Source organism: Qipengyuania citrea (genome assembly GCF_024171405.1).
GTDB lineage: Bacteria > Pseudomonadota > Alphaproteobacteria > Sphingomonadales > Sphingomonadaceae > Qipengyuania > Qipengyuania profunda.
The window spans coordinates 479,537-492,558 of sequence record NZ_JALJZT010000002.1 but is presented as its reverse complement, the minus strand read 5'-3'; the positions used below and the strand labels follow the sequence as shown (position 1 = coordinate 492,558).

General features: G+C 65.6%; 11 protein-coding genes and 2 tRNA genes. 6 read left to right on the top strand and 7 right to left on the bottom strand.

The features are described 5' to 3' along the window. Positions 1-51 precede the first annotated feature (51 nt). The 3 genes from J2S32_RS03290 to recJ form a co-directional block, all read right to left on the bottom strand. Positions 52-126: transfer RNA gene (locus tag J2S32_RS03290), tRNA-Glu, on the bottom strand. Between the two features lie 45 nt (positions 127-171). Next, positions 172-246: transfer RNA gene (locus tag J2S32_RS03285), tRNA-Glu, on the bottom strand. A gap of 84 nt (positions 247-330) precedes the next feature. Next, positions 331-2,109 carry a single-stranded-DNA-specific exonuclease RecJ gene (recJ, locus tag J2S32_RS03280; RefSeq protein ID WP_253516105.1) on the bottom strand — a complete coding sequence of 593 codons (1,779 nt, stop codon included), beginning with the start codon at positions 2,107-2,109 and terminating at the stop codon, positions 331-333. 80 nt (positions 2,110-2,189) lie between these two features. On the opposite strand from recJ, the gene J2S32_RS03275 reads away from it, so the two are divergent. The 3 genes from J2S32_RS03275 (at position 2,190) to J2S32_RS03265 (ending at position 4,119) form a co-directional block, all read left to right on the top strand. Continuing rightward, positions 2,190-2,675, top strand: coding sequence for a flavodoxin family protein (locus J2S32_RS03275; protein ID WP_253516103.1), 486 nt, complete (start codon positions 2,190-2,192; stop codon positions 2,673-2,675). A 96-nt stretch (positions 2,676-2,771) separates the two neighbouring features. Further along, a complete protein-coding gene (locus tag J2S32_RS03270; protein ID WP_253516101.1) occupies positions 2,772-3,578 on the top strand; it encodes a hypothetical protein in 807 nt (268 codons plus the stop codon). 40 nt (positions 3,579-3,618) lie between these two features. Beyond that, on the top strand, positions 3,619-4,119 hold the full coding sequence (locus J2S32_RS03265; protein ID WP_253516098.1) for an AHH domain-containing protein: 501 nt from the start codon (positions 3,619-3,621) through the stop codon (positions 4,117-4,119). On the opposite strand, the gene J2S32_RS03260 is transcribed toward J2S32_RS03265, so the two are convergent. Then, positions 4,116-5,084 carry an NAD(P)H-dependent flavin oxidoreductase gene (locus tag J2S32_RS03260; RefSeq protein ID WP_253516095.1) on the bottom strand — a complete coding sequence of 323 codons (969 nt, stop codon included), beginning with the start codon at positions 5,082-5,084 and terminating at the stop codon, positions 4,116-4,118. The two genes, J2S32_RS03265 and J2S32_RS03260, sit on opposite strands and share 4 nt — an antisense overlap. A gap of 83 nt (positions 5,085-5,167) precedes the next feature. Beyond that, positions 5,168-6,217, bottom strand: coding sequence for an amidohydrolase family protein (locus J2S32_RS03255; RefSeq protein ID WP_253516092.1), 1,050 nt, complete (start codon positions 6,215-6,217; stop codon positions 5,168-5,170). A gap of 211 nt (positions 6,218-6,428) precedes the next feature. Between J2S32_RS03255 and J2S32_RS03250 the strand changes: the two genes are divergently transcribed. Then, positions 6,429-8,264 (top strand): sensor domain-containing diguanylate cyclase, encoded by a 1,836-nt coding sequence (locus J2S32_RS03250; RefSeq protein ID WP_253516090.1) that lies wholly within the window; start codon positions 6,429-6,431, stop codon positions 8,262-8,264. On the opposite strand, the gene leuA is transcribed toward J2S32_RS03250, so the two are convergent. After that, positions 8,261-9,943, bottom strand: a complete 1,683-nt coding sequence (gene leuA, locus J2S32_RS03245) for a 2-isopropylmalate synthase (protein ID WP_253516080.1) — start codon at positions 9,941-9,943, stop codon at positions 8,261-8,263. The two genes, J2S32_RS03250 and leuA, sit on opposite strands and share 4 nt — an antisense overlap. 227 nt (positions 9,944-10,170) lie before the next feature. Here leuA and J2S32_RS03240 point away from each other — a divergent pair, with 227 nt between their 5' ends. Together J2S32_RS03240 and J2S32_RS03235 are read left to right on the top strand one after the other, a co-directional pair. Next, complete coding sequence (locus tag J2S32_RS03240) at positions 10,171-10,599, top strand: PaaI family thioesterase (RefSeq protein ID WP_253516076.1); 429 nt, start codon at positions 10,171-10,173, stop codon at positions 10,597-10,599. Continuing rightward, a complete protein-coding gene (locus tag J2S32_RS03235; RefSeq protein ID WP_253516073.1) occupies positions 10,596-11,723 on the top strand; it encodes an epoxide hydrolase family protein in 1,128 nt (375 codons plus the stop codon). Before J2S32_RS03240 ends, J2S32_RS03235 begins: the two co-directional genes overlap by 4 nt. Before the next feature lie 119 nt (positions 11,724-11,842). Here the strand turns inward: J2S32_RS03235 and J2S32_RS03230 are convergent, their stop codons facing one another. Beyond that, positions 11,843-12,991, bottom strand: a complete 1,149-nt coding sequence (locus J2S32_RS03230; protein WP_253516069.1) for an alpha-hydroxy acid oxidase — start codon at positions 12,989-12,991, stop codon at positions 11,843-11,845. Positions 12,992-13,022 lie beyond the last annotated feature (31 nt).

Below are 13,022 nucleotides of genomic sequence, written 5' to 3'. Positions count from 1 at the left end.
AGCGGGGCGCGGTTCGCCGCGCCACCTGCTTTTCCCGATGATGTGGTGAGATGGTGACCCGTACGGGAATCGAACCCGTGTTTCAGCCGTGAAAGGGCCGCGTCCTAACCGCTAGACGAACGGGCCACAGATGTGGCGCTGGCAAGAAATTGCAGATGCAACACCCCACCGTGGTGACCCGTACGGGAATCGAACCCGTGTTTCAGCCGTGAAAGGGCCGCGTCCTAACCGCTAGACGAACGGGCCACGCCCGCATGGCGGGTCGGTGGCGTGGCGGGCCAATTAGGCGTGGGGGTGCGGGTCGTCAACCCTCCAATGCACGCATTTCGGTCAATCGGCCCAGGCGGCGTCCTCGAGGTGCAGTTCGGCCTGCGGGCGGCTGCCCCAATCGTCGATCTTCACCCGGCCTGCCAGCCATAGCCGGCGCCCGCGCGAACCGTGCAGCAGCGCCTGGCCCATATCGCTGTCGGCTGCGCGGAACGCGATGCCCTTGAAGCTCTTGCCGTCGTCGCCGGCGGCGATCAGGCGCACGTGATCGGTGCCCACGATATCGCATTTGACGAGACGCACCGGTCCCACCGCCACGCGCGGTCCGGGCCAGCCCACGCCGTAGGGACCGGCCTCCTCGAGCGAATTGACCAGTTCGGAGGTCAGCCCGCCGGGCGACACCGCGAGGTCGAGCGCCATCTCGCGACTGGCAGAGGCGCGGGCAACCTGGCCCTCCAGCGTGCGATCGAGCCATTCGGCAAGCGCATCGACCTTGTCGGCGCTCACCGTCAGACCGGCAGCCATCGCATGACCACCACCGGCGACCAGCAGGCTTTCGTCACGCGCGCGGATGATCGCCGCGCCGAGGTCGACGCCGGAAATCGAGCGGCCCGATCCCTTGCCGGTTTCGCCATCGAGCGCGATGACCAGCGCGGGCTTGCCGGTCTTTTCCTTGATCCGCCCGGCAACGATCCCGATCACACCCGGATGCCAGCCTTCGCCCGCCACCAGATGGACGGCGCGATTGTGCTGGGCGGCCAGCTGCTGTTCGGCCGCTTCCTGAACCTCGGCCTCGATCAGGCGGCGTTCCTCATTGAGCGCGGATAATTGCGCGGCAATGGTCCGCGCCTCTTCGGGGTCGCGCGTGGTCAGCAGGCGGACGCCAAGCGTCGACTCGCCGACACGCCCACCAGCGTTGATTCGCGGCCCCAATGCGAAGCCGAGATCCGAACAGGCCGGACTACGCTTCAGCCGGCTGGCGTCGATCAGGGCGGACATGCCGATATTGTCGCGCCGCGCCATGACCTTGAGCCCCTGCGCGACGAACGCACGGTTGAGCCCGTGCAGCGCGGCGACATCGGCGACGGTGCCCAGCGCGACGACATCGAGCAGCGCGAGCAGGTCGGGCTCCTTGCGATCGGCGAAGAAGCCGCGCTGGCGCAGCGTACGGACCAGCGCGATCGCCAGCAGGAATGCGACGCCTACTGCGGCGAGATGCCCATGCGCAGCGGCCTCGTCTTCTTCGTCCAGGCGGTTGGGATTGACCAGAGCGACCGTCTGCGGAAGATCGGGGCTGCATTTGTGGTGGTCGACCACGATCACGTCGATCCCTGCCGCATGCGCCATACCCAGCGCCTCATGCGCCATGGCACCGCAATCGACCGTGACGATCAGGCTGGACCCTGCCTGGCCCAGCTTGACCAGCGCTTCGCCCGAGGGGCCATAGCCTTCGAGCAGGCGGTCCGGGATGTAATAGCCCGCCTCGACACCCAGCTCGCGCAGGAGGCGGATCAGCAGCGCGGAACTGGTCGCCCCGTCGACGTCGTAATCGCCGTAGATGGTGATCGTTTCGCCCGCGATGACCGCTTGGGCAATCCGGTCGGCAGCAACGTCCATATCGCGGAACAGCGATGGATCGGGCAGGAAATTGCGCAGGGTCGGTTGCCGATGCCGTTCGATATCGGCGGCCTCGACGCCGCGCGACAGCAGCAGCTGGCGGACGATATCGTCGCCCAGCGTCGGCTTTGCACCAAGCTCCATATTGCCGCCGCGCCAGCGCCATGCGCGGCCGGTGAGGGACGAGGATACGCCGAATACGTGCGAAAGGGCCTGCGATGCCATGACGGGGCAATAGCCCCTGCTTGTGGGCAGCGGAAGTTCCGGTGATTGACAATCGACAGGCGCGGGCGATGCTTCGGGGGATGTCCACCGGCCCGCTCCTCATCATCTGGCACAGCCGCACCGGCACCAGCGAGCAATTGGCCGCGGCCGCCTGCGAGGGCGCGGGCGAGGGCGCGCGGTTGTTGCGTGCCTGCGATACCGCGCCGGACGATCTCCTCGCTGCGGGCGGCTATCTGTTCTGCTGCCCCGAAAACCTGGCCAGCATGAGCGGCGAGATGAAAGAGATGTTCGATCGCTGCTTTTACCCCGTCCTCGGACGCATCGAGGGGCGACCTTACGCGACGGTGATTGCGGCGGGATCGGATGGCGAGGGCGCGCAGCGGCAGCTCGACCGGATCGCGACCGGCTGGCGGCTGAAGCGCGTGACCGATCCGTGGATCGTCAAAACCGATGCGCAAGAGCCCGAAGAAATCCTCGCTCCGAAAACCGTGAGCGACAGCGAGCGTGCGCGGGCGGCCGAACTCGGCGCGGCGCTGGCAGAGGGCATCGCGCAGGGCATTTTCTAGAACTCGCTCCACATCCGAGCGGTTGGGCGGCGAAGACTCGACGGACTATCCGATTGCCGCCAAGACCACCCCGCGGGCAGAAGGACGGCGATTTCGGTGACAGTGGATGCGCAAGGCGGCGACCAGGACGGGGGCACCCGACCCGGTTTGATGCTGATGTTCGATCGTGGCCGGCGGCCCGACCGCGCGGCGGTGGCCGCAGCGCTGGCGACTATTCCGCGCGCCGTGGTCAGCCATGATCCCGCACAGGCCGATCCTGCCCATCATGTCGCCGATCCGCCGCAGCGGGCTGCGGCGGGGGAGGACTGGCTCGAGCTTCTCGCCGACGGGCTGACATTCGACCTGTTGGGACTCTCGCCCGGTCCGGGCCTGTCCGCGCCCGAGGTCGCCCACCGGTACAATTGCGATATCGACTGCCTGCTCGATAGCGAGGCGCTTGCGCTCGTTCCCGGCCCGCATATCGCGCAAGGCGCGCATGCCTTGCCGATCATCCGCACGCTGCTGGGCCTTGGGGCAGCGCTGACCGACGCGCTCGAGGGCGTGCAGACGGTTTGCTGGCCGGTGGCGCGCACCGCGATTGCGCCGCGATTCTTCGCCCGGACGGTCGATGCCTGGCTCGGCGGGGGGCCGTTTCCCGCGCTCGGAATGCTCGGGTTCGACTTCGACGAACAGGGTGGACTGCGGAGCGAGGGCCTGCGGTTCTTCATCGGCTGCGAACTTGCTATCGATCCTGCGGCATGCCGCGATCGCCTGGCCGCCACGCGCCTGGCGGTCCGCATCGTTCAGGAATTGGTCGGCTACCAGCGACCCGACGGGCCGCAGGAGTTCACGACCGAGGGCGGCGAGGTCTTCACGCTCGAACCCGATCTTCCGATGGGGCTCTTCAAGCTCCGCCCAGCCTAGGTGCGATATGGGGGAGGGCACGCAATACACTCCCTCGCACATGCGCCGTCGCTTGCCGTTTCGTGCGGTCAACCGGCGGGGGTCGCCGCAGTACGATCCGGCGCTTCGGAGGCATCACCTGCTGCCCTGCGAGCTGCTCGGCAAAAGGTGTTTCGCCCCGCTGATCGAGACGCTGGGCAAGGACCGGATCGGGTTCGACGACTTCCGGCGCAACGGGTTGCTGCTGCCTGCGCGCGAGGAGGCGGTGCGGCGGCTTGCGCTGCCGCTGCACCGCGGGCCGCATCGCGATTACAATGCAATGGTCATCGAACGCGTCGGGCGGATCGAGCGGCGCTGGTCACGCCAGACGCTGGCCGATCCACGCGGTGCGGCGGATACCGCGCTGATGCGATTCTCGCTGCTCCAGCGGGCGCTGCGTCGGCGGCTGCTCGACGAGCGCCAGCCCTTGCGGCTCAACCGCAAGGACCCGGTAGGCAAGGGGATGGATTTCGCCGACCTCGACGCGATGGCCGAATCCTTGTGGGGTGCGACCGCGCCCTAGGCAGTCGCGCGCGCCAGGGCTTCCTTCGCCGCGGTGTATTCGCGTTCGAGCCGCGCCACGGTGTCCTCGACCGGTGCGCTGGCGGTGACCGTGCCGATGCCCTGGCCCGAGCCCCACACGTCCTTCCACGCCTTGGCCTTGGTATTCCCGCCGCTGCCGAAGTTCATCTTGGTCGGGTCGCTCACGGGCAGATCATCGGGGTCGAGCCCGGCGCTCTCGATGCTCGAACGCAGGTAATTGCCATGCACCCCGGTGAACAGATTGGTGTAGACGATGCCATCCGCGCCGCCTTCGACGATCGCTTGCTTGTAGCGCTCGTCGGCATTGGCCTCGGTGGTCGCGATCCATGGCGAGCCGATATAGGCAAAGTCGGCGCCGAGTGCCTGTGCGGCAAGGATCGAGCGGCCATGCGCGATCGAACCCGAGAGCGCGACCAGCCCGTCGAACCATTCGCGGATTTCCTGCATCAGCGCGAAGGGGCTGAGCACGCCGGCATGCCCGCCGGCCCCTGCAGCCACGGGGATCAAGCCCGTCGCGCCCTTTTCGATCGCCTTGTGCGCAAAGCGGTTGTTGATCACGTCATGCATGGTGATCCCGCCCCAGCCGCTGACCGCGTTGAACACTTCCTCGCGCGCGCCCAGCGAGGTGATGACCATCGGCACCTGCCATTTGGCGCAGGTCTGCATGTCCGCATCGAGCCGGTCGTTCGATTTGTGGACGATCTGGTTGACCGCATAGGGCGCGGCCGGGCGATCGGGATTGTCGCGGTTATGCGCCGCCAGTTCCTCGGTGATCTGGTGCAGCCATTCGTCGACCTGGCTTTGCGGCCGCGCATTCAGCGCGGGGAAGCTGCCGACGATGCCCGCCTTGCACTGCGCGATAACCAGCTCCGGCCCGGATACGATGAACAGCGGCGATCCGATGACGGGGATGCGCAGTTTGTCGAAGGGGGCGGGCAGGGTCATGGTAGGCGGGCTCCTCGCTGGTGTCGTGAGACGTGGGCGTATGGCGCGTTCCCGCGCTTGTCGAGGGTGACGTTACGTCAACGTCAAGTGGCGGGGAGGACGTGCTCGATATCGTAGATGCGTGCTGCGGTGCCGGCGAACAGCGCGTGTTTCTCCGCCGCGCTGTGCCCGGCGGCCAGCCGCTTGAAGGCGTTCCACAGCACCGGATAGCTCGCGCCCCAGCGGTCGACGGGATAGTTCGATTCGAACATCGCCCGGTCCGCGCCGAAGGCTTCGATGCACGTTTCGATATAGGGCCGCCACAGTCCTGCGAGATGCTCCGAACCGTGGCCCTTGTCGGGGCCGGTGTCGGGCAAGCCGCAGAAGGCCATCGCCAGCCCGCCCAGCTTGACCGCGACATTGGGGCATTCGGCAATCGCCCGGATCGACCGGCGCCAGCCGTCGAAGCGCTCGTGCAACTTGCCGTGATAGCAGGCGATGTTGAGCGGCGTGCCGCAGTGGTCGAGGACGATCTGCTGGTCGGGGGAAGCCTTGGCGAGCGCGAGGACATCGTCAAGCTGCGGTTCCAGCAGCCAGGCATCGAAGGTCAGGCCATATTCGGAATAGGCGGCCATCCCGGAGCGAAAGGCGTCCGAGCCATACAGGCCCTCGGGGGCGTGGAAGGGCGGGCCGAGCACTGCGGGATCGGCATCCCATGCGGCGCTGTGACGGATCCCCTTGAAGCGGCCATTGCCCGCCGCGACCAGCGCCTCGACCACCGGCTTGACCGCATCGCCCAATGTCAGATCGGCATGTCCGACAATCGCCGCGCAGGGGCGGTAATCGCCATAGAGGCCGCTTGCCCCCTGCGCCGCCACGCCATTGACGAACTCGACCTCGCCGACCGGCTTCATCGCCTCGTCGCGCGCGGCATCGTAGAAGGCGCCGCATTCTGTGAACACGGTGCCCACGACGTTGTGGCCCGAATGCGTATCGGCATGCAGCGCGTCGAAGGTGTAATAGGCCGCGCCCGCGATCGCTTCGATGAAATCGTGTCGCGGTTCGGGAAAGGCGGGCACCAGTGCGCGCAGGTCCCACAGATGGTGGTGCGGATCGATGATCGGCAGGCCGGGTTCGAGGATCTCTTCGGTCATCGGCGGCTCTCTCCCCTTTGCTGCCCTTTAGGTATCGTTCGGCCCCCGTTCCGGGGGCTGCGACGATGGAACACATGGACCGCAGTCCTGACAAGGAAAATTGGCGGGCTTCGCTCCATTGGCAGTTGCCGCAATCGCGCGGTAAAATGGTAGGGACGTTTCCTGACGCATTCCTTTCCAACCGTTAACCTTACCGCTCTATCGCTCCCTTATGGGACGGGCATCACCTCGAACGCACCCGGTGTGGCAGATCGCTCTTTACGGCGCGATTTTCTTTGTCGTGACCTCGTTCACGATCTTCTGGACGCGGTTCGCCGGCGGGTTGGCGCTGGTCTGGCCCGGAACCGCGATTGCCGCGGCCCTGTTCCTTTCCCTTCCGCGATCACGCCACCTCCTGGCGGCCGCAGTGCTGGTCGTGCTGAGCACGCTGGCGACAAGCCTGTTCGGTTTCGGCCATGAATGGGCCTTCCCGCTGGGGCTGATCAATATTTTCGAGGCGTGGTTCATCGCGCGGCTGCTGCTGCATTTCCGCCCTCAGCGTGATTATCTCGACCGCGAGAGCGGGATCGTCTGGCTGGGCTTTCTCGCCGGACTGGTCGGCCCGCTGCCGTCCTCGGTAGCGGGCGGGATCGTGGTCATGCAGATTGTCGGCGGCGAATGGCACGACCATGCCTTCTCTTGGGCGGTCGCGCATGGCCTCGGCACTCTGCTGGTCATGCCGCTGGTATTGTTGCTGGGTTCTGCGAGCCGCTCTGGACCGCAGGCGTTGTTGAAGCGGCGGGAGAGGGTGGCGTCCTTTGCCGGAATGGTGGTGCTGACGATCGCCATTTCGCTGGTCGCCTTCCTCCAGTCGACCTTGCCTTTGCTATTCCTGCCGATCGTCCCGCTGGTGCTCGCTAGCTTCCGTTTCGGGCGGTTCGGTGCCTCCATTGCGGTGCTGACCATCTCGATAGCCGCTGCCGGATCGCTCGGGATGGACGCGGGCATCCTTGCCGAACTGGCGATGCCATTGTGGCAGAAGGCACTGTTCCTCCAATTCTACCTCGCAGGATTGCTGCTGATCTCTTTCCCGCTGGCAGTCGCACTCAACCAGCGTGAACGGGTCATGCAGGAGCTGGTCGATCGCGAAGCCATGCTGCGGCTCATTGCGGACCATTCGGACGATGCGCTGCTGCATCTCGACCGGCACGGGACGATCCGCTTCGCATCCCCTTCATCGCAGCGCCTGAGCGGTCTCGAGGAGGTTATGGATCTACATCTGGCGGTGTTCTTCAGCGATACCGATAAAGCGATCGTTTCCGCTGCGCTTGCCTCTGCCGCGCAGCACCCGGGGCGGACGGAGATTTTCGAACGGTCCGTCGTGCGCGGCGGCCAGACCAACTGGCTCGAAGCCAAGCTGCGTGCGGTTGAATCGTCCAAGCAACAGCCCTCGGCCTTCGTGGTCACCATTCGCGACGTAACGGAGCGCAAGCTCGAGGAGCTTCAGGCTTCGCTGGAAGCGCGGACCGATGCGCTGACCGGATTACCCAATCGCAGGGCCTTCCTCGATGTCCTCGAAGGCCATCTCGCGGGCGCCCACGACCATCCCTTCGCGCTCGCGCTGATCGATCTCGACCACTTCAAACGCGTCAATGATACCTATGGCCATACCGTGGGCGATATGGCGTTGAAGCAGGTCGCGGAGATCATGCGCGAGGCTGCCACTGAAAACTGCTTCTTCGCCCGGGTCGGCGGGGAAGAGTTCGGGATGGTTGCGGTCGGCCCGGCATTGGAGAGAGTATCGAAGGTTTGCGAACGCCTGCGGCTCGCCATCCAGCGCCGGGTCATGACCAACAGCGATGGCGGCACCTTCTCGATTACTGCCAGCGTCGGCGTCGCTCGGATTGCGGAGCGGTGCAGTTCGACCATGGCCCTCCAGGCGGCGGACGGTCCGCTTTATTCGGCCAAGGCGTCGGGACGCAATTGCCTCCGCCACGCACAGGACATCGACCGTTTCGGGCCACGCGAAGGGCCGCTCAGGAAACTACCGCTGACCGTAGTCAGCTAGGCGTCTTCGACCGCCGAATTCGCGGCGCTCAGCACCGCCCTGACGCTGGCGGTCGCCACGTCTTCATCGATCCCGCAGCCCCAGATCGTCCGCCCTGCCGCATCGCGGCATTCGAGATAGGCGGCCGCGCGGCTGTCGCGTCCGGTGGTCAGCGCGTGTTCGGTATAGTCGACCACTTCCAGTTGCAGGCCAAAGGCATCCTCGATCGTCGTCAGCACCGAGGAAATCAGGCCGTTGCCGCGACCCGAAACCGTCTGTTCCTGACCCGCGACCGCGATCGTCCCCGTGAACAGCCGTGTCCCGTCGGTCCCGCGGCGTTCCTCGTAATCGACCAGTTGGAAATGCTTGTCACTCGTCTGGACGTGATAGGCGGCCTTGAACGCGTCCCAGATATCGGCAGCGTTGAGTTCGCGGCCCAGCGCATCGGCCATGCGCTGGACGTGGGGGCCGAAATCGGCCTGCATCTTCTTGGGCAGCTTGAGGCCCTGATCCTGTTCGAGCACCCAGGCGAAGCCGCCCTTGCCCGATTGCGAATTGACCCGGATTACCGCTTCGTAGCTGCGCCCGAGGTCGGCGGGGTCGATCGGCAGATAGGGGACGCGCCAGTGCGGGTCGTTCTGCGTTTCGAGCGCGCCGAAACCCTTCCGGATCGCGTCCTGGTGGCTACCCGAAAAAGCCGTGTAGACCAGTTCGCCGCCATAGGGATGGCGCTGGTGAACGGGCAGTTCGTTGCAATATTCGACTGTCTCGATCACGCGGTCGATATCGGAGAAGTCGAGCCCCGGGTCGACGCCCTGCGTATACATGTTGAGCGCCATCGTGACGAGGCAGCAATTGCCCGTACGCTCGCCATTGCCGAACAGGCAACCTTCGACACGGTCGGCGCCGGCCATCAGCGCCAGTTCGGCCGCCGCCACGCCCGTGCCGCGGTCGTTATGCGTATGCAGGCTGATCACCGCGCTGTCGCGGTTGGGCAAATTGCGGATGAAATATTCGACCTGGTCGGCGTAAATATTGGGCGTCGCCGCCTCGACCGTGGCGGGCAGGTTGAGGATGATCGGGTGGTCTGGCGTCGGGGCCAGCACCTCCATCACCGCCTCGCAGACCTCGAGGCTGAAATCGAGCTCGGCGGTGGAGAAGGTTTCCGGGCTGTATTGGAAATGCCAGTCGGTACCGGGCTGCTTGCCCGCTTCGTCGCGCATGACCTTGGCGCCGTGAACCGCGATGTCGCGGACCTGGTCCTTGGTCATCCCGAAGACCACTTCGCGCCACGCCGGGCTGACTGCGTTGTAGAGGTGGACGATCGCCTGCTTCGCGCCGGTCAGGCTGGCAAAGCTGGTCCGGATCAGATCCTCGCGGCTTTGGGTGAGTACCTGGACGAATACATCGTCGGGGATGCGGTTCGATTGCACGAGGCAGGAGATGAAATCGAATTCGGTCGCACCCGCGCTGGGGAAACCGACCTCGATCTCGCGCACTCCGATTTCGACCAGCAGGTCGAAGAAGCGGTTCTTCTTATGCGCATCCATCGGATCGACGATCGCCTGGTTGCCGTCGCGCAGATCGGTGCTGAGCCAGCGCGGCGGCGCAGTGATGGTACGCGTCGGCCACTGGCGGTCGGCGAGGGGAACCTGCGGAAAGGGCGAATATTTGCTGCTCGGGTCGCGGAGCATGGGCATGGGATGTACTCGGCTGTAGCGTAACTGGCTGGGTGAAAGTCGGTCCCTTGGGCGCTTAGCGCACCCGGAGAGATACGCCAGCTATCACGCCCAAGGGCGGGTAAGTCGCAGGGTCAGGCCGAGTGCAATGTGCATGGCGATTGCTATGCGAAAGCCAGGCAGGGTTGTAAAGCAAAACAGTCTTGGGCATCGCGAGAAATTATATTTCACGCTGCGCAGGAGAGAGCATGGCCGAGGGGCATTCGCTGAACGAGACTTTGGGACTGATACGGGTCGTATCGACCGACGCGGAGGGCCATGCGAGCCTCGAATACGAGGCCAAGCGCGAGCAATGCCATTCGGGCGGCGTGGTGCAGGGCGGCTTCATCAGTGGATGGATCGATGCGGCGATGGCGCATGCGGCGATGGCGAAGAACGGCCCGGGCATCGTACCGATGACGCTGGAACTCAAGGTCAGCTATTTTGCGCCGACGAGGCCGGGGCTGGTCGTGGCCGAGGCATGGGTCGAGCGGCATGGCAAGCGCACGAGCTTCTACGAAGGCCATCTCAAGGATGCGGAAGGTAACGTGCTCGCCAAAGCGACGAGCACGATCCTGCTCGCGGATATGAGCCGGGTGGTGGCCGCTTCGAAGAAAGCGACGGGCGAGCCGGCATGACCGCGATCCGCCCGTTCGAACTCGCCATTCCCGAAGACCAGCTGGTGGCGCTGGCCGACCGGCTCGACCAGACCCGCTGGCCCGAGGAAGAACCGGTCGACGACTGGTCGCAGGGCACGCGGCTGGCGGCGCTCAGGGAACTGGTCGCGTATTGGCGGATCGAATATGACTGGCGGCGGTGCGAAGCGCGCCTCAATTCCATCGGCCAGTTTATCACCGAGATCGACGGGCTCGATATCCATTTCCTCCACAAGCGCTCGTCGCGCGAGGATGCGCTGCCGCTGATTATCACGCATGGCTGGCCGGGGTCGGTGGTCGAATTCCTCGGTGTGATCGACGAATTGGTCGAGCCTTCGGATCCGGCGGCGCCCGCCTTCCATGTCGTCGCGCCATCGCTGCCCGGGTACGGTTTTTCGGGCAAGCCGAGGCAAACGGGCTGGGGGGTCGAGCGTATTGCCCGCGCCTGGGCGGAACTGATGCAGCGGCTCGGCTACGGCCACTGGGTTGCGCAAGGGGGCGATTGGGGCGCGGCAGTGACCACCGCCATCGGCCAACTTGCGCCCGACGGGTGCCGCGGCATCCATCTCAACATGCCGATCGGTCGGCCCGGCTCCGACGATATGGAGAGCAAGGATCCCAAAGTGCTCAAGGCGCTCCAGCGGCTGGGATTCTATCAGCAGTGGGATTCGGGCTATTCGAAGCAGCAAAGCACGCGCCCGCAAACGATCGGCTATGCGCTGGTCGATTCGCCGGTGGGCCTCGCGGCATGGATGCTCGAGAAAATCTATTTCTGGACCGATAACGACGGTTCGCCGTGGGATGTCCTGGCGATGGACCAGGTGATCGACGACATCATGCTCTACTGGCTGCCCGCGACGGGAGCGTCGGCGGCGCGGCTGTATTGGGAGAGCTTCGGCAGTTTCGGCGAAGGCATCGTCGCGATCCCCGCGGGCGCGAGCGCGTTTCCCGGAGAAATCCTCCCCGCACCGCGCGAATGGGCGGCGCGGACGCTGACCAAACTGGTTTATTGGAACGAGGTCGAGCGCGGCGGGCATTTCGCCGCATGGGAGCAGCCCGAGCTGTTCGTGCAGGAATTGCGCGCCTGTTTCGCGAAGGTGGCCTGAACTCCGAACCCAGTCATTGCGAGCAGCCGCAGGCGACGCGGCAATCCAGAAGGTGCGGGACTGGCAGCCAAGCGAAGGACTGGATTGCTTCGCTGCGCTCGCAATGACTGGATGGGCGCTTACCGCCAGCGCAGCCGATCGGCGGTGAGCTGGTCGATCGACGTCACGCCCATCAACCGCATGCCGCGTTCGATCTCTTCCTTGAGGATTTCGATCGCGCGTTCGACGCCCTCCTGCCCCGCCGCGGCAAGCGCATAGAGGTAGAGGCGGCCGCCCGAGGCGGCGGTGGCGCCTGCCGCGAGGCCCTTGAGCGCATGCGTGCCCCGCCGCACTCCGCCATCGAGGACGATCTCGATCTCGCCCCCCACTGCATCGACGATCTCGCGCAATTGGTCGAAGGGGGCGCGGCTGCCATCAAGCTGCCTGCCGCCATGGTTGGAGATCCAGATCGCGTCGGCGCCGATCTCGACTGCGCGGCGTGCGTCGGCGGCGCTCATCACGCCCTTCAGCGCGAAAGTGCCGCCCCAGTCCTGCCGGATACGCGCGGCGGTGTCCCAATCCATGTTCGTATCGAGCATGGTGTTGAAATAGTCCTGGATGCTTACCGATTTCCCGCTGCCTTCCTGCACATGCCCATCGAGATTGGGCAGGCGGAATTTGGGCCCGAACACATAGTCGAGCGTCCAGCGCGGGCGCGTGGCGTAGCTCCACAGGGACGAAGCGCTGAAACGGGGCGGGGTGGTAAAGCCCGACCGCAGGCACCGCTCGCGCTTGCCCGACACGATCGTGTCGACCGTCAGCGCCAGCGCGTCGAATTGCGCTTCGCGGCAGCGTTCGATCATCGAGGCATTCAGCCCCCTGTCCTTGTGAACGTAGAGCTGGAACAGCTTCGGGCCGCTGGTGAGCGCGGCGATTTCCTCGATCGAATGAGTGGCGAGGCTGGAGATGCCGAACCAGATGCCGAACTTTGCCGCCGCCCTGGCGACCGCCCGCTCGCCGTCCTTGTGGAAGGCCCGCTGCAGCGCGGTCGGGCTGAGCATCAGCGGTAGCGCGCTGCGGCGACCCATGATCGTGCAGCCGGTGTCGATCTCGCCGACGCCCGCCAGCACATCGGGGACGAGGTCGACCTCGTCGAAGGCGCTGGTATTGCGCGTCTTGGTGATCTCGTCATCGGCGGCACCGTCGATGTAGTCGAACACCGGCCACGGCAGCCGTCGCCGCGCAAGGCGGCGGAAATCGTCGATATTGTGGCAGTCTGACAAGCGCATGCGGCGGACCGTGGCCGCTCGTCACGCGGTT

Coding starts and splice junctions, on each gene's coding strand:
- J2S32_RS03230 (WP_253516069.1), bottom strand. CDS start 12,991: ATGCGCTTGTCAGACTGCCACAATATCGACGATTTCCGCCGCCTTGCG.
- J2S32_RS03250 (WP_253516090.1), top strand. CDS start 6,429: ATGGGACGGGCATCACCTCGAACGCACCCGGTGTGGCAGATCGCTCTT.
- J2S32_RS03265 (WP_253516098.1), top strand. CDS start 3,619: ATGCGCCGTCGCTTGCCGTTTCGTGCGGTCAACCGGCGGGGGTCGCCG.
- J2S32_RS03235 (WP_253516073.1), top strand. CDS start 10,596: ATGACCGCGATCCGCCCGTTCGAACTCGCCATTCCCGAAGACCAGCTG.
- J2S32_RS03240 (WP_253516076.1), top strand. CDS start 10,171: ATGGCCGAGGGGCATTCGCTGAACGAGACTTTGGGACTGATACGGGTC.
- J2S32_RS03255 (WP_253516092.1), bottom strand. CDS start 6,217: ATGACCGAAGAGATCCTCGAACCCGGCCTGCCGATCATCGATCCGCAC.
- J2S32_RS03275 (WP_253516103.1), top strand. CDS start 2,190: ATGTCCACCGGCCCGCTCCTCATCATCTGGCACAGCCGCACCGGCACC.
- recJ (WP_253516105.1), bottom strand. CDS start 2,109: ATGGCATCGCAGGCCCTTTCGCACGTATTCGGCGTATCCTCGTCCCTC.
- J2S32_RS03260 (WP_253516095.1), bottom strand. CDS start 5,084: ATGACCCTGCCCGCCCCCTTCGACAAACTGCGCATCCCCGTCATCGGA.
- leuA (WP_253516080.1), bottom strand. CDS start 9,943: ATGCCCATGCTCCGCGACCCGAGCAGCAAATATTCGCCCTTTCCGCAG.